General features: G+C 62.6%; 15 protein-coding genes. 1 reads left to right on the forward strand and 14 read right to left on the reverse strand.

Annotated elements, in window-relative coordinates; all coding sequences use genetic code 11:
• Positions 1-66: 66 nt before the first annotated feature.
• The 9 genes from ACZ9CK_RS16455 to ACZ9CK_RS16495 all read right to left on the reverse strand — a co-directional run bounded on the left by ACZ9CK_RS16455 (position 67) and on the right by ACZ9CK_RS16495 (position 12,726).
• Positions 67-2,997, reverse strand: a complete 2,931-nt coding sequence (locus ACZ9CK_RS16455; protein WP_476050502.1) for an FAD-binding and (Fe-S)-binding domain-containing protein — start codon at positions 2,995-2,997, stop codon at positions 67-69.
• A 126-nt stretch (positions 2,998-3,123) separates the two neighbouring features.
• Positions 3,124-4,086 carry a sugar ABC transporter substrate-binding protein gene (locus ACZ9CK_RS16460; protein WP_426300399.1) on the reverse strand — a complete coding sequence of 321 codons (963 nt, stop codon included), beginning with the start codon at positions 4,084-4,086 and terminating at the stop codon, positions 3,124-3,126.
• Positions 4,087-4,161: 75 nt separating this feature from the next.
• A complete protein-coding gene (locus ACZ9CK_RS16465) occupies positions 4,162-5,151 on the reverse strand; it encodes an ABC transporter permease (RefSeq protein WP_476050918.1) in 990 nt (329 codons plus the stop codon).
• 5 nt (positions 5,152-5,156) lie between these two features.
• A complete protein-coding gene (locus ACZ9CK_RS16470) occupies positions 5,157-6,044 on the reverse strand; it encodes an ATP-binding cassette domain-containing protein (protein WP_476050503.1) in 888 nt (295 codons plus the stop codon).
• Positions 6,045-6,436: 392 nt separating this feature from the next.
• Positions 6,437-7,447, reverse strand: a complete 1,011-nt coding sequence (iolG, locus tag ACZ9CK_RS16475; protein WP_426300403.1) for an inositol 2-dehydrogenase — start codon at positions 7,445-7,447, stop codon at positions 6,437-6,439.
• Positions 7,448-7,485: 38 nt separating this feature from the next.
• Positions 7,486-8,949, reverse strand: a complete 1,464-nt coding sequence (locus tag ACZ9CK_RS16480; RefSeq protein ID WP_426300405.1) for an APC family permease — start codon at positions 8,947-8,949, stop codon at positions 7,486-7,488.
• Between the two features lie 142 nt (positions 8,950-9,091).
• On the reverse strand, positions 9,092-10,075 hold the full coding sequence (locus ACZ9CK_RS16485) for a D-2-hydroxyacid dehydrogenase (protein WP_476050504.1): 984 nt from the start codon (positions 10,073-10,075) through the stop codon (positions 9,092-9,094).
• A 68-nt stretch (positions 10,076-10,143) separates the two neighbouring features.
• On the reverse strand, positions 10,144-11,904 hold the full coding sequence (locus ACZ9CK_RS16490; RefSeq protein ID WP_426300409.1) for an IlvD/Edd family dehydratase: 1,761 nt from the start codon (positions 11,902-11,904) through the stop codon (positions 10,144-10,146).
• Between the two features lie 51 nt (positions 11,905-11,955).
• Complete coding sequence (locus ACZ9CK_RS16495; RefSeq protein ID WP_426300411.1) at positions 11,956-12,726, reverse strand: SDR family NAD(P)-dependent oxidoreductase; 771 nt, start codon at positions 12,724-12,726, stop codon at positions 11,956-11,958.
• Positions 12,727-12,910: 184 nt separating this feature from the next.
• Between ACZ9CK_RS16495 and ACZ9CK_RS16500 the strand changes: the two genes are divergently transcribed.
• Positions 12,911-14,095: a Gfo/Idh/MocA family protein gene (locus ACZ9CK_RS16500; RefSeq protein ID WP_426300413.1), complete on the forward strand. Its 1,185-nt coding sequence runs from the start codon at positions 12,911-12,913 to the stop codon at positions 14,093-14,095.
• Positions 14,096-14,172: 77 nt separating this feature from the next.
• On the opposite strand, the gene ACZ9CK_RS16505 is transcribed toward ACZ9CK_RS16500, so the two are convergent.
• From ACZ9CK_RS16505 to ACZ9CK_RS16525, 5 genes are all read right to left on the reverse strand, one after another.
• Complete coding sequence (locus tag ACZ9CK_RS16505) at positions 14,173-15,528, reverse strand: NAD-dependent succinate-semialdehyde dehydrogenase (RefSeq protein WP_426300415.1); 1,356 nt, start codon at positions 15,526-15,528, stop codon at positions 14,173-14,175.
• Between the two features lie 102 nt (positions 15,529-15,630).
• A complete protein-coding gene (gene iolD / locus ACZ9CK_RS16510; protein ID WP_426300417.1) occupies positions 15,631-17,580 on the reverse strand; it encodes a 3D-(3,5/4)-trihydroxycyclohexane-1,2-dione acylhydrolase (decyclizing) in 1,950 nt (649 codons plus the stop codon).
• A 182-nt stretch (positions 17,581-17,762) separates the two neighbouring features.
• Entirely contained in the window at positions 17,763-18,896 is a 1,134-nt protein-coding gene (locus ACZ9CK_RS16515) for a Gfo/Idh/MocA family protein (protein WP_426300419.1), read from the reverse strand.
• An 83-nt stretch (positions 18,897-18,979) separates the two neighbouring features.
• Positions 18,980-20,740 carry a hydantoinase B/oxoprolinase family protein gene (locus ACZ9CK_RS16520; RefSeq protein WP_476050505.1) on the reverse strand — a complete coding sequence of 587 codons (1,761 nt, stop codon included), beginning with the start codon at positions 20,738-20,740 and terminating at the stop codon, positions 18,980-18,982.
• Positions 20,741-20,752: 12 nt separating this feature from the next.
• Positions 20,753-22,834, reverse strand: a complete 2,082-nt coding sequence (locus ACZ9CK_RS16525) for a hydantoinase/oxoprolinase family protein (protein WP_476050506.1) — start codon at positions 22,832-22,834, stop codon at positions 20,753-20,755.
• Positions 22,835-22,859 lie beyond the last annotated feature (25 nt).

Consider the following 22,859-nt stretch of genomic DNA (forward strand, 5'->3'; position numbering starts at 1 on the left):
GGGTCACTTCCAGCATGTGTCCCTGAGGGTTGCACCGACCGTGTCATTTTGAGACACCCCCTGGTCTCAGGCGCCGTGGGAGCCCTCCGGGTCCAATGCGATGGCCAGATGCTTGCTCGCGCGCCGGGAGTCGATTTGGGACACCTGCATTGCGCAACTGAATCCGTCAGTGAGCACCAAAGCGTCGCCACCTCCCCTGCCAAGGGCAGGAATGATGGAATGTTCTGCCACCTTCATTGACATATCGAAGTGCTCCGCCTCGAACCCGAAATTGCCCGCCACTCCGCAGCATGATGACGATTCCACGATGGTCGGCACACCCCAGGCTTGGAGCACCCGCTTCTGGGCACCCGAGCCGAAAACAGCATGTTCGTGGCAGTGGGTCTGAAGCACAGCGGTCCCGGGCGGGACCGTCTTCGGCTTCCATCCGCGCTTGAGGGCTTCGTCCACAGCGGCGGAGAACGAGCGCACCCTCACCGCTACCCTGGCCGCTGCAGCACCGCCGACCAACTTTGGACCTTCGTCGCGTATCGTGGCCGCGCAACTGGGTTCCAGGACGACGATGTCCCGGTCCGTGCCGTCGTCGAGTCTCCTGATCAGCCGCGCAAGGCGCCGCCGGGCTCCATCGCGTTGACCCGTGGAAATCCAGGTCAACCCACAGCAAGCCTGCGGTGTGCACCCCACTGAGATGCCCGAGTCCCGGAGCACCCTGGCAGCAGCCGGGACAACCTCCGGCCTGAAAGCGCGGGTAAAACTGTCCACGAAAAGGAGCAATTCCGCGTTGTCCGTAAATCCGGCTTCGCGGACCCTCCGTCGGATCCCGCGGGATCGCGCAAAGTCCGGGAGCCGCCGTCGTGCACTAACGCCCAACAGCTCCCCGACGTAACGGAACGGCCGGAAAGCGGTGCCCAGGTTTGCGACGGGCGCGATCCGCGTGAGCAGCGGCAACCACCGCGGCAACCACCCGATCGAGTAATGCGTGAAGGGTCGGATCCGTCCGCGGTAATGCTCATCGACGAGCTGCGACTTGGCCTCTGCAATGTCCACGCCTGTGGGGCAGTCCGCCGAACACGCCTTGCACGAAAGGCAGAGGTCCAGGGCCTCCCGGACTTCCGGGCTTGACCAGCCATCCTGGCTACTTCCCTTGCCCCGCGTAAGGTCCTGCAAAACCCTCGCCCTGCCGCGCGTTGAGTCTTTCTCGTCTTTGGTGGCCCGGTAACTCGGGCACATGAAGCCGCCGGTCGTCGCCCGGCAGCGTCCCACTCCGATACATGCGTGAGTGTTCCCAACAAAGGGGCTGACTATCGGGAGCATTGATCGCTCTTGGGATGAAGGCACGACGGCGGCGGTCTGGACCGCCGACTGCTCACCGTGGCTTGGGCCCGGACTGGCAACGCCTTCCAAGGCGAGCGAAGCCGAGAACGGTTCAGGATCCACGATGATCCCGGCGTTGAGCACGCCCGCCGGGTCCCAAATGTGCTTGAAGGCTTTGAAGGCAGCGACCATCTGGGAGGAGTACATCACGTCAAGTAACTCACTCCGGGCCCTGCCGTCGCCGTGTTCCCCAGACAGCGAGCCGCGATGGGCTACCACCAGCTTCGCGGCTTCCAGGGTGAAAGCCTCGAAGGCCCGGCGCCCGGAATCACTGCGCAGATCGTAGTCGAGCCGCATGTGGACGCAGCCGGCACCGAAGTGGCCGTACATGAAGGCGGTGTAGCCGAATTTCCGCACGAGGGGGAGCAACTCGGCCAAGTAATCCGCCAACCGCTCCGGGGCAACTGCGGAATCTTCCCAGCCCGGCCAGGTCTGTACACCATCGATTCGCCGGGAAGACAACCCGGCTCCGTCCTCCCGGACCCGCCAAAGCTTCGCCCGCTCAGCTGGTTCGGTGACGACGGAATGGTCGATCACGCGTCCGTCGGCACGCAGCTTCTCAAGCAGCCGTTCACAGTCATCGCTCACCTCCCTGATCGTGTCGCCGGAGAATTCAACCATCAGGAACGCGTTGCCCTGCGGGAGGGAATCTACGCTGGTTGCTCCCCTGCGGTGGCGCATGATGTCTACGATCGCTACGTCCAGGCCTTCGACTGCGCTTGGTTTCGCGGCCAGGATGGTCATTACGTCCCGCGCAGACTCAACGGTGTCTTCGTAGCCGAGGCAGAGCAAGGCCGATGTCCTGGGTTTCTGCACGAGGCCGACTTTGGCCCGCACAACGATCGCGCAGGTCCCCTCGCTGCCTGCCAGTGCGCCAGCGATGTCGAAGCCGTGTTCGGGAAGCAAATGGCCGAGGTGGTAACCGGAGACCTGACGGGGAATGGTCTGCAGCTCGACGCGGATGGGCGCGAGATTGGCCTGTACCAGTGACTTGAGGTCCAACAGGATTTCCTCAGCCCGGGCAATCGAGTGGGCATCCGTTTCATCAACGGCGCGCAGGAAATCCCGGCCGGCGCGAAGGTAAGCGCCGTCAGCAGTAACGAGTTCCAGCTCCCGAACGTGGTGCGTCATTCGGCCATAGGCCACTGAGTGGTTTCCGCAGGCATCATTGCCAATGGACCCACCTACGGTGGCACGGCTCAGGGACGACGGATCGGGTGCGAAAGTGAGCTTGCCTTTGGTGGCTAGTTCAATGCAGGAACGCAACTCCCCGAGCACCACTCCGGGTTCCACCCAAACGGTACCCTGATCGGCGTCGAGGGTTGCTACAGAAGTCATCCAGCGAGAAAGGTCGATCACCAATCCGTCCCCGATCGCGTTACCTGCCATCGACGTGCCCCCGCCGCGGGCGGTAGCCGGCACCCCTGCCTCAGAGCATGCACACAGAACTGTGCGGACGTCGTCGACATCGCGCGGAAATGCAATGGCGGCCGGACGTACGCGATAGTTGGATGCATCGTAGGAGTACTCGGAGAGCCTTCGAGGGGAGTCGTCCACCTCGATGCCCCTGTCCCGGAGCCGATGCAACAACCGGGCTACCACTGCGTCGTCGCTCTTAGGCATGCTTGGGACTCCATTTCTTTGCTTCCACGGCAGTGTAGACAGGGCGCGCAGCCGCCGAAGTGTGCCAAAACAGAACGGGCACGGCGATCCCAGTGGATCACCGTGCCCGTTGATTGGCCTGACCGATTACTTCAAGAACTCGGAGAGGTTGTCCTTAGTGATGAGCGTGAAGGGCAATGTGTAGCGGTTCTCAACGTTCCCGCCCTTGAGGAAATCGGTGACAACTTCAACTGCTTTCACACCTTGACCGGCTGAATCCTGACGCACCGTTGCGGTCATGGTCCCGGCCTTGATGCCCTGCAGTGCGGGGTCGGTACCGTCGACGCCAACCACTGCCTTGAACTCAGCAGTGCGGCCCGCATCCGCGATGGCCGAAGCCGCACCGATCGCCATCTCGTCATTGTTTGCGACCACAGCGTCAATCTTCCCGGACGGGAAGCGCTGGAGGGTGTCCTCCATGTTGCGCTTGGCGTCGTCCCGGCTGCCCTTGGCCTGGAACTCCGCGACGATCTTGAAATTCTTGCTGATTGTCTTGTCGAAGCCTGACTTGCGACGGTCGGTCCATGACGCACCGTAGATGCCGGCCGCGAAGACGATATTGCCGCCGTTGGGAAGCAGCTTGTTGAGGTACTCGGCCTGCATCTCACCGGCCACCGTGTCATCCACGCCGATATAGCTCTTGTATCCGATGTTCGAACCCTCTGCGAATTCAGTCGACAGGATGAAGAGTGGAATGTTGGCGGCAATGACGCGCTTTGCCGCGTTCTGGCTGGCCTCGCCGTCCAAAGGCTGCATGATCACAGCGTCGACCTGGCGGGTGAGCAGGTCCTCCACCTGGTTGAGTTCGCTTCCGACGTCCTTCTTGGAATCGGTGATGTTGAGCTTTACACCCTTTTCGTCGGCAGTTTTCTTCATGGCTTCCGTCATGTGGGCGAGGTCCGGATCCTGGAGGTCAAGGACCACAACGCCGATGTTGTAGGTCTTGCCTGCCGTTCCCGTACTGCTTGCGTTGCTACCGCCGGCACACCCGGTCAGGGTGAGTGCACCCGCTGCCAGCATTGCGACCGCGGCCGCAAATTTGCGTCGCATTCCCATGGTTGTTCCTTTCAATGGTTCTGGTTGCTAGGGAGATTGTTGGTTTGTTGTTGCGGTGAAGCGGGAACGTCAGTCCGACTTCCAGCGGTTCAGCAATACTGCGAGCACAAGGATGATGCCCTGAACGCCTTGCTGGTAGTAGGAGGAGACACCCAGCAGGTTCATGCCGTTCATTACGACGCCCAGCAGGAGCACGCCGATGACGGTGCCGCGGATTGTGCCGACGCCGCCAAAGAGACTCGTTCCACCAATCACGACGGCGGCAATCACCTGAAGCTCATAGCCGGTCCCGGCGACCGGCGCAGCACCGTCCAGGCGGGCAGTCAATACGAGACCCCCCAGGGCAGCGGTGACGCCACCGATGAGGTACACGGTGAAGAGCACCCGTGTTGTAGAGATGCCCACCTTCTTGGCCGACTCTTCGTTTCCGCCCACGGCATAGACGTGGGAACCGAACTTTGTGCGGCTCAGGACAAACTCACAGAGCAACGCGGCCAGGAGGAAGATGATCACCGGCACGGGAATCGGACCGATGAACCCTGAACCGAGCCATTCAGCCGGGCCGCTCAGCCCCGAGACGACCTGCCCGTCCGTGATCACCAGCGCCGCTGTGCGGGCGATGGCCATCGTCGCCAGCGTTGCCAGGAAGGGGAGGATGCCTCCCCACACCACCATCGCCGCGCTGAGGAAGCCCACCAGCAGGCCCACACCGAGACCGGCTATCAGCGGCAGCCAGAAGGCGCCCCCGCTGGCTGGAGCAAGCAATGCGAAGGTCATCCCGGCCAGACCCACGACGGATCCGACTGAGAGATCAATGCCGGCAGTGATCATGATGAACGTCATCCCCAGGGCAATCAATCCGATGATGGACGATTGCCTGACGACGTTGACCAGGTTGTTCAGAGTGAGGAAGTTGGGGGCGGCAACAGCCAGGAAGACGATGATAAGGACGAAGAAGACGAGGATTCCGTAGTCCCCGATGAAGCGCTTGACCTTGGTGGCGACGGACCCTTTCTTAAGGTCAGCCGGCCCGAGCAGCGCCTTGATGTTCTGTGTCATGAGGCTCACGAGTCGCTCCCATTCCTCGTTGTTCCACGTGCTGCCATGGCATCGACCACGGGCATGGAGGATGTGCTGCCGATCTTGCGGCGTTCCTCAGGGATCCCGTTCCCATGGTCGACGTAGTCGTCCAGGGTGCCGTGCGAGATGAGGTGCGCGACCTCGGCTTCAGTCACGTCTCCTACATGGAAGCGACCTACTACCTGGCCTTGGCGCATCACGGCGAAACGGTCGGCTACCGCAAAAGCCTCATCCAATCTGTGCGTGATGATGATGACGGCGATGCCCAGGTCCTTAAGGCGCTGTGTCACCTCGATGAGTTTGTCCACCTTCGCAACCGATAGGTTCGCAGTGGGCTCATCCATGATGATGAGGCGCGCATCGAAGGCAAGTGCACGGCCGATCGCGACGGCTTGCCGCTGTCCTCCAGACAGTCGCTTGACCTTGAGCCGGGGATTGATGGGGATATCCAATCGTTCGAGCACCCTCTTGGTTTCGGCCTCCATCTTCTTGCGGTCGATAATCCGAAGGAACGGTCCGAGGATGTTCTTTTCGGGTTCCCGTCCCAGGAAGACGTTGGTCCGGACATCGAGGTTGTCGGCCAGGGCAAAGTCCTGGTAGACCATTTCGACACCCTGGTCGCGTGAAGCCGACGGTGTGGGGAACTCTGTCCGCTGCCCGTCCAGCTCGATGGACCCGCGATCGGGTTGGTAGACGCCCGTGAGTACCTTCATGAGCGTTGATTTGCCGGCGGCGTTGTCTCCCAGAAGGGCAAACGTTTCGCCGGGCTGGACATCGATGCTGACGCCGCGCAATGCGGACACCGCCCCGAATGTCTTATGTATGTCTTTGAGTGCGACCAGTGGAGGGGTCGCCGGTGGTGTGTCGGTCATCTCATCCTCGTTTGATAGGGCCATGCAAATGAACCGGTGAAACGTCCTTGGCGGCGGTCAATCAGACGACGTTGTTTGACTCAGCAGATTTTCGGGCAATTCCAAAGGAGTCCCGAACCCTGCGTGATCTCCGCCACACCGTTTCACTTAGTTGAACTTTGACCCATTCCCCGCCTGGGCATGTGTGCCAATATGGAACAGGCCGATGAATCGTTTCACCACATCCTCGGAATGCAACCATGACCAACTGAACCGTCGCCTGAACGCATCACTTGCGCGATTAGCGGTTGCCAATTTTCATATTCGAAATTCGTCGTGAAAATTCACAGGGGCTGGCCTGGGCCGTGTTTGCTGCGAAAAATCACACGGCCCAGACAGGCGGCACGTTGACCTTAAGATTCAAGGTTCACGGTAACCGCAACACCAGTGCGGGCCGATTCCTCGGCCGCGTCCGCAAGGATGAGTGCCGCCCGGCCATCTTCAAAACCCGGGCTGCGCGAAGGCAGGCCACGAACCGCCCGAAGGAATTCGGCCACCTCAAGGCGGTATGCCTCCGCGTATCTTTCCAGGAAGAAGTTCTGGTATGGGCCGATCGCTTCAACGGCCCTGGCGCTCCAGTGCCGGACGAGGGTGTCATTCTTGTTGCCCACATGAAGCAACCCGGTTGAGCCAAAGGCCTCGACCCGCTGATCGTAGCCAAAGGCGGCGTGACGCGAATTCACGATCGTGACGAGTTCATCGTTGGACCCGCGGAGCGTAACCACCGCTGAGTCGAAGTCGCCGGCCTGCCGGACGTTCTCGCTGAAGACGTTCGCGCCGCGCGCTGAGACCTCAACGATCCCGGGAATAAAGTAGCGCGCCAGATCCAGATCGTGGATGGTCATGTCACGGAAAATCCCGCCCGACTCAGCGAGGTACGCGGCGGGCGGCTCCCCTGGGTCACGGCTTGTAATCAGCAGTTGCTCCAACGTGCCAATCTCGCCGGCTGCCACACGACGCTTCAGCTCCACGAAATGCCTGTCGAAGCGCTTGTTAAACCCCAACACGATGGGCACGTCCGACTCCGCCGCTTTCGCCCGAAGCGCGTTGACGCGGGAAATATCCAGGTCAATTGGCTTCTCGCAGAGCACGGGAACATTGGAATCAATGGCCATCTCCACGAGGTCTATGTGGGTAGCCGTCGGCGACGCGACGATGACGGCATCGACCTCGCCCGAGGCGAAAACCTCCCCGGGATCGTCGCTCACGCGTCCACCGAACTCGGCGGCCGTACGTTTTGCACCCTCGATGAACGGGTCACATACCCATGCGAGCGTCGCTTCGTCCAGGGTCGCCAAACTCATGGCGTGGACCTGGCCGATACGTCCGGCTCCGAACAGGCCAATTCTGATCTGTTGCGTCATTGCAATCTCCAGATTTCAAAGTCGTGGGAAGAGAACACTTAGCCGATCTTTTGCCGGCCGAGGCGCGCGTACACGTCGGGACGCTTGGCACGCAGGAAGAGCGCGTACACAATGCCGCCAAAGAACAAGGCAAAGGTGAACGTCATGAAAACGACCGTCATGACTGCCGACCCCCCGATGAGTTCCGGGTAGTTGGTGATCGCCAAGTAAGTAATGACTCCAAGGAAGGCAACACTGATGATCGGCGCAACGATGGTCTTCCATGCGGACTCGGGTGCGAACCCACGGCGGCGGAAAAAGTAGACGAGCACCGCAAAGCTTGTAATGAACATCAGGAGCAGCACGGCAAAAGTTCCGCTGCCGCTTGCAATGGGATAAAGAGCCTCGGGAGCGACCCCTGCGACAGTAAAGGTCACGGTCGCGAGAGCCCAGACGAGCCCCACTGCCAGAGCTGACACGTAGGGAGACTTGTGCCGGGGGTGTACCCGGCCCAGCACCGTGGGCAGCGCCCCGTCGGCCGCTAGCGAAAAGCTGTACCTTGCAGCGATGTTTTGGATCGAGAGCATTGAAGCCAGGATTGACGTGATGAGCAGCACCACGGCAATATCGGCGAAAATCTTCCCGACCAAGGCCGTGGCACCGTCGTCGAACAGACTTACCGTGTTGGCTTCGGCCGCGGCCTGGACGTTATCCGCTCCCAGAAATGCCGTGTAGGCCCACGCCGCTACTGCATAGAAGAGGCCGATGCCGATGACCGCCACGTACGTCGCCCGGGGAATGGTGCGATCCGGGTTCTTGACCTCATCCCGGTAAATGACCGTCGCTTCAAACCCGAAAAAGTTTCCGACGGCGAACAGCAGCGCCAGGCCCAACCCGGCGTCGGTAATCCAGGGCATCGAGAATCCGATGCCCCGCACGACTTCGCCCGAACCTGTAGCGAAGGCCGCAACATCGAAAACTACAACGACTGTGGACTCCAGCAGCATGACCGTCGTCAGCACCTTCGCCGAGAGATCAATCCGGTGGTAGGCCAGGACAGTGGTGATCATGATGATCCCCAGCCCGTACCAGTACCAGGGGACATCCGGTCCGTTCAGGGTGTTGACCACAAAGCTTTGCAGCGTCAGGGCGAAAAGGGAGGGAGCGAAGAATCCAATGAACACATATCCAAAGAGCGCTAGAAGCGCCCCACCGAGACCAGCCGGCTTGCCGAGGCCCGCGGTGACAAAGGAGTAGAAACCTCCGGGCGATTCAACGCTCCGGCTCATCTTCACGAAACCGACAGAGAAGATGAGCAGCATCAGTGTCACCAGAATGTAGATGCCGGGTGCCGTTTGACCACTGAATAGGAGCATCACAGGCAAAGTGCCTGCAACGGTCGTCAGCGGGGAGGAGAAAGCGAGCACATTCATCACGAGCTCGCCTACGCCCATATTGCCGCTGAGCGTGTTTTCCTGAGTATGGGCCGGCGTTTTCGTCGTACCTCTTGTTGTGCTTGACATGTAATCCTCGTCGCGAACCCTTGAGTGCTGAATCACACTATCGACGCGGATCGTGCGAGCACTGTACCAGCCTGGGACACCCGATTCCCATGGATCATGCCGGGCAATTCCTACCGCCGGGCATGATCCATGGAAAGCGAAATCAGGGTTTGTCCGGCACCAAGACCGGAGCCGTCACCCCCAGCTTCTTAAGGTCCACCACATCGTGGAGCGGCTCGTTGGCCTTCCAGCGGCGCAGGTTACGGGCGAACGAGTCCACAACACGTCCCCTCCAGCCGATCAAGTCACCGGATGCGTGGGGCGAGACCAGGATGTTGTTCCTGCTCCACAACGGGTTTTCCGCCGCCAACGGCTCGTGTTCAAAAACATCCAGGGCGGCGGCGCCTAGATGTCCTGCGTCGATGGAGTCGATGAGATCCCGCTCCACCACCACGGCGCCACGTCCGACGTTGACGAGCCGCGCGCCCGGCCGCATCTTGTCGATTCGGGATGAGTTGAACAGGCCGCGGGTCTCTTCCGTGAGTGGAAGCGTGAGCACCACGTCTTCTGCCTCACCGAGAAGACCGTCAAGCTCACCGAAGGACGCAATGGCGCCAAGCTGCGCATCCTCCCGGGCGGTCCTCCCGACGACGGTCACCTCCATACCCGCTGCGCGCAGAAGGAGGACCGTTTCGCGGCCAACCGGCCCGGGACCCACCACCAGAACCTTCCGTCCCAACAGCGGCTCTGTTTCACGGTGCTGCCATGTACGCGCCCGCTGCAGCTCAATTGTGCGGCGCAAATCCTTGGTGAACATCAGCAGCACTCCGAGAACCCATTCAGCGATGGGCCGCTCACACACGCCGCGCGAGTTGCTGACCACGATGTCGCTGTTAACGATTTCCTGGGTCAGCAGGGTGTCGACGCCGATGCTCGACGTGTGGATCCAGCGCAACTCCCCTGGGCCCACCTCCCGAAGAAGCTTGGTCCGGAAGTCGTTCAGGAACAAGATCTCGGCACCGGGTTGTGCAGCCCGGAATTCGTCGGCCGTCCGCACAACAACGACATCAGCTTCGGCTTCCAGCCGCTCAACCGGAGGAACCGGGCGGCCCTCCTGGACAATCACAATCACTTTTGGTCGTGACACATCTGTTCCTTCCGAGGCCGCCTTGGGGGACGGCCCCTCACATCTTGTGGTTTAGGGGGTTCTGCCGTTTACCAGCCGCCCTGCCAACCACTCATCAGGCCATAGGGCAGCCGCTGTGGTTCCTCATCCGGCAGGCCCTTGAGGAAATCAAAATCGCAGCCCTCATTGGCTTGGTTCACGTGGTCGATGAACAGGCGACCGTAGCCGCGCCGGTATTTCGGTTCGGGCAGCTTCAATTCCGCCAGCCGGCTCTCGATCTCCTCCGCCGGGATATCGAGGTCAAGGCGCTGGTTCTCGACGTCCAGCACGATCGGATCGCCGTCGCGCACGATCGCAAGCGGACCTCCCACTGCGGCCTCGGGAGAAACGTGAAGAACCGTTGTACCGAACGCCGTACCGCTCATGCGTGCGTCCGAGATTCGTACGATGTCGCGGACCCCCTTGCGCAGGAGCTTCTCAGGGATCGGAAGCATCCCCCATTCCGGCATGCCAGGCGCCCCGACAGGACCGCTGTTCCTCAGCACCAACACCGAGTCCTCGGTAACATCCAGATCCGGGTCGTCGATCCTGCGGCCGAGGTCGTAGATGTCCTCGAACACGATCGCGGAACCCTTGTGCTGCAGCAGATCCTTGGAAGCGGCGCTGCGCTTGATCACGGCCCCGTTCGGCGCAAGCGAACCGCGAACGACGGCGATCCCGCCCGAGGCGTCAAACGGCTCTTCGACCGTACTCACGACGACGCCGTCGGGCTCGGGTGCTGAAATGAAGCCTTCTTCGAGGGATTTGCCAGTGACTGTGATCGCGTCTTTGTATAGCAGGGGCGCAAGTGCCTTCAGGACAGTGGGCACACCGCCGGCCTCGAACAGCTGCTTCACCAGGTATTCGCCGGACGGTCGGACGTTGACGATGCGCGGTGTCCGTTGTGAAATTTCGTGGAATCGGTCCAGTTGCAGTTCGTAGCCGACCCGCCGCGCGAGCGCCAGAAGGTGTACCACGGCGTTGGTTGAACCGCCGACGGCCATGAGCAGGGTGATCGCGTTGTCGAAGGCTTCCTTGGTCAGGACTTCGCTGGGCTTCGGCCCCTGGGTCAACGCCATTTCCACGGCGCGCCGGCCCGTCGCCTCCGCCGCGGCGCCGCGCCGGGCATCGACAGCCGGAATGGAGGCACTTCCGGGTAGGCACATGCCGAGGGCTTCAACAAGGGACGTCATGGTGGACGCCGTCCCCATTTCGCTGCAGTGCCCTGCGGAAGGCTTGGCAGCCGACTCCAACTCGTCAAAGTCCGCCTGGGTGATCTTTCCGGCCCGCAACTCATCGGCGAACTTCCAGGTATCGGTTCCTACGCCAAGTTGCTTGCCACGGAAGTGTGCCGGCTCCTGCGGTCCGCCGGTCAACATGATCGTGGGAATATCTGCGCTGGCAGCGCCCATGAGCTGGGCAGGAACCGTCTTGTCACAGCCACCGAGCAGCACAATCGCATCCAATGGGTAGGCCCGGATTGACTCCTCCACGTCCATGGCCATGAGGTTGCGGAACTGCATGGCCGAGGGCTTCATCAGGCTCTCGCCGAGTGAGATAGTGGGGAACTCGAGCGGCAGGCCGCCAGCCATCAAGACACCGCGCTTCACTGCATCTGCGAGGAGCTTGAAGTGGATGTTGCAGTTGACTAGTTCGGACCAGGAATTGGCAATGCCAATCACTGGCCTGTCCTTGATGGCAAAGCGCGAGAAGCCCTCGGCCTGGATGGCGGTGCGGTGCACGAATCCGGTCAGGTCGTGCGGGGCGAACCACCGTGCACTTCGGAGATCGTTGTAATTCGACTCTTGCATATTCTTCAAAGCTCCTTGGGCTTGTGTCTTGACAGGTATTTGGGCCGGCAATCAGGCGGCTGTTGTGCCGCCGTCGAACGCCATGCTGGTTCCGGTGGCAAAGGTGCCTTCGACGGCCAGGAAGTAGATGGCCGCAGCCACTTCGCAGGGATCGGCGAGCCTGTTCAGCGGCACCGTGCTCTCTTTGAGCCGCAACGCCTCATGCGGGTCTTCCTCGGCGGCCAAGCCTGCCCGAAGCATCGGGGTGTCGATCGGCCCCGGACAGACCACGTTGACGCGGACGTCAGGGGCCAACTCCAAGGCAAGAGCCCTGGTGAGTCCGACGACACCTGCTTTGGAAGCGCAGTAAGGCGCAAGTCCCGGGACTCCCATCGAGGCAAGATCGGAGGCCACATTGACGATCGCTCCTCCGCCGGACCTGCGCATATGCAGACCGGCTTCGCGGGAAACATAGAAGGTGCCGGAAAGGTTGGTGTCCAGCACTTCGCGCCAACGGTGCTCGTTGAGTTCCTCCAGTGCCGCAAATCCTGCGACGCCGGCCGCGTTCACCGCCACATCGATGCCGCCAAGCATGTGGATTGCCCCTCGGACACCGTTGACTGCGGATTCTGCATCAGCCACGTCGGCAACCACGGTGTGTGCGCCGCCGTCGATTTCCTCTGCCACGCGCCGCAGTTCCCCGGGGCGCCGTCCCAGCAGCGCCACTTTGGCACCCCTGCTCGCGAAAAGCTTCGCCGTGGCCTCTCCGACACCGGAGGTGGCACCCGTGACGAGCACCCGCAAAGATTCCGGACGAAGCAGTTGATTCCGGTCCATCATCATCGACGGAACTCCCTCTTAGTTGACGCGGCCAGCTGTTACGTCCCACTAAAACAGTGCCTCGGTACCGCCGTGTGTCTCAGATTGAGACACAGAGAGGCGCCCCCGGGTCCATACGCTGAGACGCAGATGCCGCCCCTGCGCGGCACCACTTCAGAGAAACCAATGGCTAGACGAAGGAGTCCTCGTGGGAGACCAAAACCGCATTGGCGTAGGCCTGATTTCGGTGGGATGGATGGGGCGGCTGCATTCACGCGCCTACCTCGCCACCAAGCAGTTCTTCCCGGAACTGCCGCGGCACCCCGAGCTTGTGATCGCCGCGGATCCTGACGACGCCGGCCGTCACCACGCAGAAGACGCGCTCGGCTACAAGGAAACCGCCACCGACTACCGCAAGGTCCTGGAGAACCCTGACGTCGACGTCGTTTCGATCTGCTCCCCCAACTTCCTCCATCACGAAATTGCGCTGGCCACCATCGAAGCCGGCAAGCACTTCTGGATCGAGAAGCCCATGGGGCGCAGCGCCCGGGAGTCCCGTGAAATCGCCCAGGGCGCCGAAGCCGCCGGACTCATTACGTCGGTGGGCTTCAACTACCGCCACGCTCCTGCCATCGCCGAGGCCCGCCGCCTCATCCGTTCCGGAGCACTTGGGCGCATCACGAACGTGCAGATCCGCCTGCTGACCAGCTACGCATCGGATCCGAACCAGGTCTTCACCTGGCGCTATGAGCAGGCCCGCGCAGGGTCCGGCGTCCTCGGCGATATCCTCAGCCACGGATTCGACCTGGCACAGTTCCTGGTGGGCCGCATCTCCTCGGTCAACGCCGTCACAGAAACGTTCATCAAGGACCGTCCCCTCCCCGCGGGAACCTCGTCCAACTCCTTCAACACGGGTGAGGCATCCGACGTGACCCGGGAAGTGGAAAACGAAGACTACACAGCCATGCTTGCCCGCTTCGAGGGCGGCGCGATCGGCATGTTCGAGACGACCCGCGTTGCCATCGGCCCGCACGCCGAATACATCGTGGAGGTCTACGGCAGCGAGGGATCCCTGCGCTGGAACTTCGAACGCATGAACCAACTCGAAGTCGCGACGGACCGCAGCGGCTACCGCACCATCATGACTCCCCCGTCGTTCGGGGAATTCGGACGCTTCCAGCCCGGGCCCGGTCCCGGCATCGGCTTCAACGACCTGAAGACGATCGAGGCAGCATTGTTCCTCCGCTCGGTTGCCGAAGGGAAGCAGATCGGGCCCTCGGCAGCGGACGGCTGGTCGGCTTCCGAATTGGTGGACGCCTCCCTGCGCAGCGCAGCGTCCGGCGCTTGGGTGGAGATCCCTGAGGTCTCCGGCCAGACGACCTACCAGGCGTAGTTGCGGCGGCGCCACCGTCAACACGTAAGAAGGAGGCCGGATCAATCTGATCCGGCCTCCTTCTTACTGAAGCGGCGCTAGTTCGCGAAGCGGAACAGCTTCTTGTTCGCGAACTCCAGCAGGCCAACCTTGCCCAGTTCACGTCCGTAACCCGACTTCTTGACGCCGCCGAACGGAACGTCGGCACCGCTGAGGTCGTAGGCGCCGATGAAGACCATGCCGACGTCGAGCTGGTTACCCACGCGCTCGGCGCGCTCGAGGTCGTCGCAGATCACCACGGAGCCAAGGCCGTAGGGCGAGGAGTTCGCGAGCTCGATCGCTTCCTCGTCGCTGCTTACCCTGTAGAGCTGCGCGACCGGGCCGAAAAGTTCCTGGCTGTAGACGTCCATGGACGGGGTGATGTTGGTGAGGACCGTCGGGGTGAAGACGTTGCCCTGGGGCTCGTTGTTGCCCACCAGGATCTCGGCGCCCTGATCGAGGGCCCCCTGCACCTGGGCCGCCAGGAACTTCGTCGCTGAGCCGGAGGAAAGCGGGCCAAAATCGCCGTTCTCGTAGGACTGGCCGGCAATCGCTTCTTTGAACTTCCCAGCAAATTCGTCGAAATACTTGTCCATCACGACAATCCTCTTGGAGCCGTTGCAGGACTGTCCGGTGTTGCCCATGCGGCCCATCACGGCCTTCTTGACCGCGAGGTCCACGTCGCCGGTGTCCAGTACCAGGAACACGTCAGCACCGCCGAGTTCGAGTACGCATTTCTTCAGCGCACGTCCGGCCTGCTCAGCCACAATGGCGCCCACCTGCTCCGAGCCGGTCAGCGATACACCCTGCACGCGGTCGTCCGCGATGATGTCCGCGATCTGCTGGTGGGTGGCGAAGAGGTTGACGTAGGCGCCCTCGGGGAAGCCTGCGTCGCGGAAGAGCTCCTCCAGCGCGAGCGCCGACTCCGGGCACTGGCTGGCGTGACGGACAATGACGGTGTTGCCCAGGATGATGTTCGGTATGGCGAACCGGGCCACCTGGTAATAGGGGTAGTTCCACGGCATGATCCCGAGGATGACACCCAGGCCCTGATACCGGAAGAAGCTCCTGAGGCCGTCAGCAACCTCGAGCTCCTCATCCGCGAGCCACTCCTCGGCGTTCTGCGCGAAGGCTGCCGCGATGGAACCGGAAAACTCGGCCTCCCCAACGCCTTGGTGGAGCGGCTTGCCCATTTCCCGGTTGATGATGGCTGCGAGCTTGTCCTTGCGTTCAACAAACAAGTCAGCCAGGCGTTGGGCCAACGCGGCCCGCTCAGCCACGGTGGTGGTGCGTGCCCATTCCTGATAGGCCGTCTGCGCTGCGCTAAGTCCTGCTTCGACCTCTGAATCGGTGGCTGCGGGGTACTCTGCGTGAATCGCGCCCGTGGCCGGGTCAATAACGGCGAATGCGCCCATTTGTCCGGTGCTCCTTTTCTCTTTGGTTTCGGTTGTCCTGGGGTCCGGTGACCTGATAGCAAGGCGGGCGGGACCGTCCTTCGACGACCCCGCCCTAGCTGCTCAACCTGCTTCGGGAACGGTAGTCGCTGCGTAGTAACGCTGGCGGGCACGGCCCGCAAGGTGCTTAGCGGTCCCTTCCTGGCTCCCGGGCCGCTGGGAGGTCATCGGAACCCCGACGTCCCAGAAGGAGCCGTTGCCGGAGAGGTAACGCCACGGCTCCACCCTCGCGACGATGACGGCCGGTCCTTCGACCTCGCGCGCCTCGGTGAGAGCGGCGGAGAACTCCTCGATCGTCGTCGTGGACCACGCAGCGCACCCCATGCTGGCCGCGTTGGCGGCAATATCGAATTCAAGAACCGCCCCGTCCAGTCGGCCGGACTCCTTGCCGCGTTCGCGGTACTGGGTGCCGAACTCACGTCCAGGACCACCCTTGGAAACCTGGAGGGGCCAGATGCACTGGTGTCCACGGTTGTCGATCACGACGGTGATGATCTTCTTACGTTCCTGCACCGCGGTGACGAGTTCGGTCGGCTGCATGAAGTACGTGCCATCGCCGATCAGTACGAATACATCGCCGGGGGCGTCAGGGCGAGCCAGCCGGTATCCCAGTCCAGCAGGAATCTCGTGGCCCATGCAGGAGTTGGCATACTCGAAATGGATCTCGGTACCGTTCGACGGATCCCAGGCCTTGTGAATGCCTTCCACCACGCCACCGGAACCCAGAATCAGCGCGTCTTCGCTGGTCGCCTGCTTGTTGAGCACCTCGATGACCTGCGCTTGGCTCATCTTTTCGCCAGGGAAAGCCTGGAGATCGTGCTTGCGAACTTCGCGAGTGGCCTTCTGCGCATCCGCAATGTCGCTGCGGAAGTCTTCGGAGGTAGCGTAGCCCGCTGCTGCGAGCCACTCCCGCAGCGCAGACAGGGACAACCTGGCATCGCCCACCACCGGGAACGAACCCATCTTGTGCGCATCGAACGAGCTCACGTTGAGGTGGACGAACTTCACGTCCGGGTTCTGGAACAGCGAGTGGGAAGCCGTGATGAAGTCCTGCAGGCGGGAACCGACGGTGATGACACAATCGGCTCCGTCGGCGATCTCGTTGGCACCAACCGTTCCGGTGACGCCCAGGCCGCCAACGTTGAGTTCGCTGATCGGGCCGCTCCCCTTGCCGGCGTAGGTCTCGGAGACAGGGATGCCGAATTCGGCGCTGAAGCGTGCCAGTTCCTCCTGCGCCTTCGAGTAGCGGACACCGCCGCCTGCGATCAGCAGAGGACGCCGTGCGTTGCGGATGATCTCGGCAGCATCGCGGATCTCATCCTCCACAGCCGGACGACGGCGGATGTGCCAGACCCGCGGCGTGAAGAAGGCCTCCGGGAAGTCGAATTCCGCCCCCTGGATGTCCTGCGGCAAGCAGACCACCACGGCGCCGGTTTCCACCGGATCGGTAAGGACGCGCATTGCCTCCGGGAGCGTGGACAGCAGCTGTGCCGGGTGGGTGATCCGGTCGAAGTAGCGGCTGACCGGGCGGAAGCAGTCGTTCGCGGAAACATCGCGCTCAACCGGGTGCTCGATCTGCTGCAGCACGGGATCGCCGAAGCGGTTGTTTATGATGTCTGCCGGGAACAGGAGCACCGGGAGACGGTTGGTGGTGGCAGTGGCGGCGCCGGAAACCATGTTCGTCGATCCGGGTCCTGCGGAGGCTGTGCAGGCGAGGGTCGCCGCGCGGTTGGAAGCCTTCGCGAACCCGATCGCGGCGTGAACCATCGACTGCTCGTTCTTGCCCTGATAGTGGGGGAAGTCCACACCGTACTCGTCAATTCCCTGCGCGAGGCCAACGGAGTTTCCGTGGCCGAAAATGCCGTACATGCCGGGAACGAGGCGCCTCCTTTCACCATCCAGTTCGCTGTACTGGACCTGAAGGTACTCAACGATCGCCTGCGCGACAGTGCGGCGGCGGACGTTCTTGATGCCGACGTCGGTGCCGATATCAGCAGCAGCTGTGCTAGTCATGCGTTCTCCTAAATTCGTAGATGCGTCGGCATTTGCAAACCGAATCGCCCGAACATCAGGTTTTCACCGTGGAGTAGCAAAGTTGTGTCCCAGTTTGGGACGCGGCCATTCCCGCATCCACAACAGGACAACAGCCGACGGCGGCACGTACGTACCGCCGCCGGCTGCTGCTAATGCGGCTGTCAGTCGAACCGGTAGGGCTCTTGCGGGCCGACAGAAGGAAGCGGCCGCGGCCGCTCACAGGTGCTTTCGATCTCGATGTGCCGGCCCTGCTCCGAAGACGCTTCGAACGCGAGCAGAACTTCCAGGACGTGATAGGCAAAGTCGCCGCCGGTACGGGGTTCAAGCCCATTGCGGATGGCATAGCCGAACTCGGCCAGGCCGATGCCACGGTAGGCGTCGTCCCGGTGCGTAATTGGCGTCTCCCGCCAGTCGCCCCCGCCGGGAGGAGTCATATCCAAAGCAAGGTCGCCGGCCTCCCCGCGGCGAAGCACCGGCGCACCGGAGAAGTGGTCCGGGTTGGGCGCGGCCAGGGAACCGCCTGTGCCGTAGATCTCCAGATGCGGCAGGTTGTGGTTCCAGATGTCCCAGCTGACAATCACCGTGGCGGCAGCGCCAGACTCGAAGTCGATGGTGCCCGTGACGTGCGTAGGGGTCTTGACCTGGATGACGTCGCCCTCTTTGCCCGGACGGGGACGGGTCTCCGATGAACGCGGTGCCGTTGCGGAAACACGCTTGACCGGGCCGAAGAAGTTCACGAGATTGGTGACGAGGTAGGGCCCGATGTCGAGCATCGGCCCGGCACCCGGGCTGTAGAAGGGGTCGACATTCGGGTGCCAGTGCTCGTAGCCGCGGCAGGCGAAAGAAGCGAATGCCGCCACGGGCTCGCCGATCCACCCGTCGTCGATGAGCTTGCGGCTGGTCTGCATGCCGGAGCCGAGGAAGGTTGTGGGAGCGGATCCCACCTTGACGCCTGCGTCGCGCGCGGCGTCCAGGATCTGCCGGGCTTCCTCAAGGGAGGTGGCAAAGGGCTTTTCCGAGAGGACGTGCTTGCCTGCGGCGATGGCCTGAAGTGTCACTGGCGCATGGAGCTTCGGCGGAGTGAGGTTGAGGACAAGCTCCACTTCGTCGTCGGCCAGCAGCTCTTCGGGCGAGAGTGCCTTGGGAACCGAATATTCTGCGGCCCGGGCTTTCACGGCGTCCGCGTTCACATCCGCGAGGGCCACGACTTTGACGTCAGGGTGGACGCCAATCTTGTCCAGGTATTGGTTGAGAACATTTCCGACGCCGATAATTCCGACTCGAATGGGTTCCATGTGAATCTCCGTCATTAGTTAGTGAAACCTTCCGGGGCGAGGAATATACCCCGCCCCGGAAGCGGTTGCCATGGCTGGTGCTGCTAGCTGGCCAATCGCTCTTGGCGGGTCTTGGCCGTGGCTTCTTCGTCCACCACGCCGTCAGTGATGACAACGCCGTAGTCCGCAGCCGCCGCTTCGAGGGACACCCGGGACTCCCGGTAGTCATCGAGTACGGCCAGCACCTCGCGTTCCAGCGGGTCACCGTATCCGCCACCGCCGGGGGTGATGGAAACTACCTTCTCGCCGGACTGCAGGTCGTAGCGGCCCACCACGGGAATGTCGCGGCGTTCTCCGGTCTTGAGGTCCTCCACCCAGGCCGACGGCACGGCACCGTCGTGTCCACCGCGGACCCCCTTCGGCGGGTTCAGCTTGCCCTCGATGCCGTACGTGATCGTCACGCTTTCCACCCGGGGTTCCATGGTGACCCGCGTTGCGAGCCCGCCACGCTGCCTGCCTGCGCCGCCGGAGTCGGCAACCAGCGTGCGTTCGTGGATCAGGATCGGGTAACGCTGCTCGTCCACCTCCACGCTGTCGTGGTAGAGGAGGGCGCCGCAGACGGGCCGCTGGTAGGTCGGCCACCCATCAACATAGGGGGTGGCCGGGCCACCGACTCCGCCCACCAGGATCTGGTTCACATAGGCGTTGCCGTTCCGTTCATCGGTTCCGGAAATGACCGATTTTGCAGGTGCCTGCCCGGCAGCCCCCTCAGCGGTACCGTAACCGTCGTCGATCTGCGAGAACGCAGCCTGGACAAGGTTCACGACGCGGTCAGCCAGGTTGGTGGTGCCCGACGAGCAGGAATAGGGGTGCTTCGGGACACCGACGGCGCAGCCGTCACGCAGCAGCACCTCCACCCTGCGGAAGGTCCCGGCGTTGCTCGGCAGGTTTTCCGGGATGCCGGAGAGGATTCCCGCCAGTGCTGCACCCGTGGCGGTTGCCCTGGTGAGGTTCAAGCCGTTGGGGAGGTTGTCCGGGTTGTCGCGCAGGTCGATGGTGATCTTTCCCTGCTTGGGCTTGACCTCGATGGTGGCCTGCAGCGGGACACCATCCGGGCCGGTGCCCGGAAACGGGTCGTGCGCGGTGGTTCCGTGCAGGACGTATTCCGGGAGGGTTTCGATGGCGCTCGCAGTGAGGCGCTCTGAGTAGTCGAACCATGCGTCGACGAAGTCCACGAGGTCATCGACGCCGAACTTTTCGGCGAGTTCGTGGATGCGGCGTTCGGCGATGCGGGAAGCGCCCACCGATGCGAGGTAGTCGCCGTACCACTGGTCCGGCACACGGATGCGGGAGCGGCACATGCGGATGATGTCGTCGATGTCCGTGTAGTCGCGCTGGATCCGCACGCACGGGAAGATCAGGGCACCTTCCTCGTACACGTCCCTGGCGGTGGCGAAGAACGTGGTGGGCAGCGAGTTGCCGCAGTCTGCCTGATGCGCCTTGGTGACTGCAGTGAAGAGGTGCCGTCCCTGGATGAAGATGGGCACCAGAATGACGTGGTCTGCAGCATGCGAGTTACCACGGTAGGGGTCGTTGTGCAGGAACGCATCGCCTTCGCGGATGTCGTCGTGCAGTTCCACCATGTCTTCGCCGAGGGGGCCGGCGCCGAAGACGTGCACGGGCACGCCTTCGGCCGCAGCGAGCAACTGGTTGTCTGCTGTCAGCACGGCGCAGGAGAAGTCGCGTGCGGTGTTGATGACGGACGAACGAGCCGAGCGCAGCAAGCCGTTGGTCATCTCTCGGACGATGCCGTCGAATGCGTTGGCAAGTACCGAGAGCTTTACAGGGTCGAATTCGCGTGCCACGGTTACGCCTCCTTACGGGTGAGGTAGATGTTGGATCGTTCGTCGAGGGTCGCGTTCCACTCCGGCGGCACGACGATGGTGGTGGGTTGGCTGGTCGATGACTGCAGGACCGACGATCTTGTCCCGAGGTGCAAGCGTTACGCCGCGGTACCGCTGGGTGCTGAAGCGTTCGCCGCCAAAGACAATGGAGTCGGTGCGGTGGACCTCGCCGGTTCGGCTGACTCCGGCGTTCTCCTTGGTGTGCTCCGGTCGGGGGATTTCCACCCGGACGCCCCACGTGATGATTTCGACGCGGCTGTCCGGATCGTGCGTGCCGTTGCGGCGGTCGTGCTCTTCGTGGAAGGCCCGCTCAATGATTGCTGCGGCGTCGACGGCGGTGTCCGGGGCTTCATCCAGGTAGACCCGCAGGTCCCACGCCTGGCCCGGGTAGCGGGCATCGACGAAGTAGGTGACGTTGGGCGCCTCGCCCACGCCGTTGAAACGCTCCACGAAGAAGTTCGCCTTCGACGTAAGGTCCCCCACCGCCCGGGTGGCGGAACCGGCATCGAAGCTGCGGGTGTCGTTGTGCAGCGGCGAGAGGAATTCCGTTGCGATCGGTGCACGGTGTGCGCCGTAGGCGGCCAAAACACCGGCAGTTGCCGGAATGAGCACGGTGTCGGCTTCAAGAAGGACACCGATTGCGGCGGCAACCATGGCACCGGCGCCACCGCCGGCGACAATCAAGGCGCCGCGGGGGTCCACGCCCTGCTCGAGTGCGGCCTGGCGGATGGCCGTGGCCATGTGGTTCGCAGAGACGTCCAGGATGGCTTGCGCAGCCTGCAAGGTGTCCATCTTGAGGGGTCCGGCGATTCGGGTGTCGATGGCCCGGACTGCGGCTTCGCGGTCGAGGGTGAACCCGCCCTCGAAGCCTTCGGTGTCGAGGTAGCCGAGCGCCACGCAGGCGTCAGTGACCGTAGGTTCTTCACCACCGCGACCGTAGGCAGCGGGACCGGGAGTACTGCGGGCGCTCTGTGGACCCACACGAAGCAAGCCACCGCCGTCGATCCATGCAATGCTGCCGCCACCGGCACCAATACTGGAGACGGCAACCGAGGACAGACCGGTCAGGTGGCCGACGAACGGCTCACCGAGCCAGGCTTCCCTGGTATGGCGGACAACGCCTTCCTCCACGAGAGAAACGTCGAACGTGGTGCCACCCATGTCGCACACCACTACGGTGTCGCGGTCCGGGGCGGCCGCCGCACCCACGAGCGGCGCCATGGAGGGGCCGGAGTTCAGCAGCAACACGGGACGGTCCAGGACGTCCGCGACATCGAGCACGGCGCCCTCGGACGTAACGACCAGCAGGTCGCCGGCGAAGCCGTACTCCTGGAGATCCGAGCGCAGCTTGCCCAGGTGGTCGGCCATCAACGGCTTCAAAGAGGCGTCAATCGAGGCGGCCGAGGAACGGCGGTACTCACGAATGGTGGGGTTGGCTTCATTCGAGAGCGTGTACGGGACACCGGGCAGGATTTCCTCGATGAGTTCCCCGACCCGCCGCTCGTGGACATCGTTGATGATCGACCACAGGAAGGACACGGCAACGGCTTCGATTCCCTGTTCCTTGAATGAGCCCAGAATTTCGCGGGCCTGTTCTTCATCAAGCGGGACAAGGACATCGCCCTCAGCCGAAACGCGTTCCCGGATCTCGAACGTCAGCTGGCGCGGAATGTAGGGCGGCGGGTAGGCAGCCTTGGAGTCGAACGCGTCGCGGCGTCCACCTTCGCGGAGCAGCAAGGTATCGGCAAAGCCGTCGGTGGTCAGCAGTGCGGTCTTGGCGACCTTGCCGGTGAGCACTGCGTTGGTGGCGTGGGTGGTTCCGTACACGATCACGTCTGCGTTGCGCAGGACGTCGTCGCCGCTCCATCCAACGGACTCGGCAGCCCGGCGTACTGAAGCTTCAAAACCGGTAAAGACCCGGTCATAGGTGGTCAGTGCCTTGCCGACTGCCATGTCACCCGTGGTCGAGTCGAGCACCACGTCCGTGAACGTGCCGCCCGTGTCGACGGCGATGCGGTACCGCGCCTCGCTTGGTTTTGTTTGAACTTCACTCATGGTTCTTTGCTACTTTCGTAGGGCT

It is taken from the genome of Arthrobacter sp. TE26545 (genome assembly GCF_056279005.1).

Bases quoted from the DNA above. Each gene is read 5' to 3' on its own strand.
- ACZ9CK_RS16455 (WP_476050502.1), bottom strand. From the start codon at position 2,997: ATGCCTAAGAGCGACGACGCAGTGGTAGCCCGGTTGTTGCATCGGCTC.
- ACZ9CK_RS16460 (WP_426300399.1), bottom strand. From the start codon at position 4,086: ATGCGACGCAAATTTGCGGCCGCGGTCGCAATGCTGGCAGCGGGTGCA.
- ACZ9CK_RS16465 (WP_476050918.1), bottom strand. From the start codon at position 5,151: ATGACACAGAACATCAAGGCGCTGCTCGGGCCGGCTGACCTTAAGAAA.
- ACZ9CK_RS16470 (WP_476050503.1), bottom strand. From the start codon at position 6,044: ATGACCGACACACCACCGGCGACCCCTCCACTGGTCGCACTCAAAGAC.
- iolG (WP_426300403.1), bottom strand. From the start codon at position 7,447: ATGACGCAACAGATCAGAATTGGCCTGTTCGGAGCCGGACGTATCGGC.
- ACZ9CK_RS16480 (WP_426300405.1), bottom strand. From the start codon at position 8,949: ATGTCAAGCACAACAAGAGGTACGACGAAAACGCCGGCCCATACTCAG.
- ACZ9CK_RS16490 (WP_426300409.1), bottom strand. From the start codon at position 11,904: ATGCAAGAGTCGAATTACAACGATCTCCGAAGTGCACGGTGGTTCGCC.
- ACZ9CK_RS16495 (WP_426300411.1), bottom strand. From the start codon at position 12,726: ATGATGATGGACCGGAATCAACTGCTTCGTCCGGAATCTTTGCGGGTG.
- ACZ9CK_RS16505 (WP_426300415.1), bottom strand. From the start codon at position 15,528: ATGGGCGCATTCGCCGTTATTGACCCGGCCACGGGCGCGATTCACGCA.
- iolD (WP_426300417.1), bottom strand. From the start codon at position 17,580: ATGACTAGCACAGCTGCTGCTGATATCGGCACCGACGTCGGCATCAAG.
- ACZ9CK_RS16515 (WP_426300419.1), bottom strand. From the start codon at position 18,896: ATGGAACCCATTCGAGTCGGAATTATCGGCGTCGGAAATGTTCTCAAC.
- ACZ9CK_RS16525 (WP_476050506.1), bottom strand. From the start codon at position 22,834: ATGAGTGAAGTTCAAACAAAACCAAGCGAGGCGCGGTACCGCATCGCC.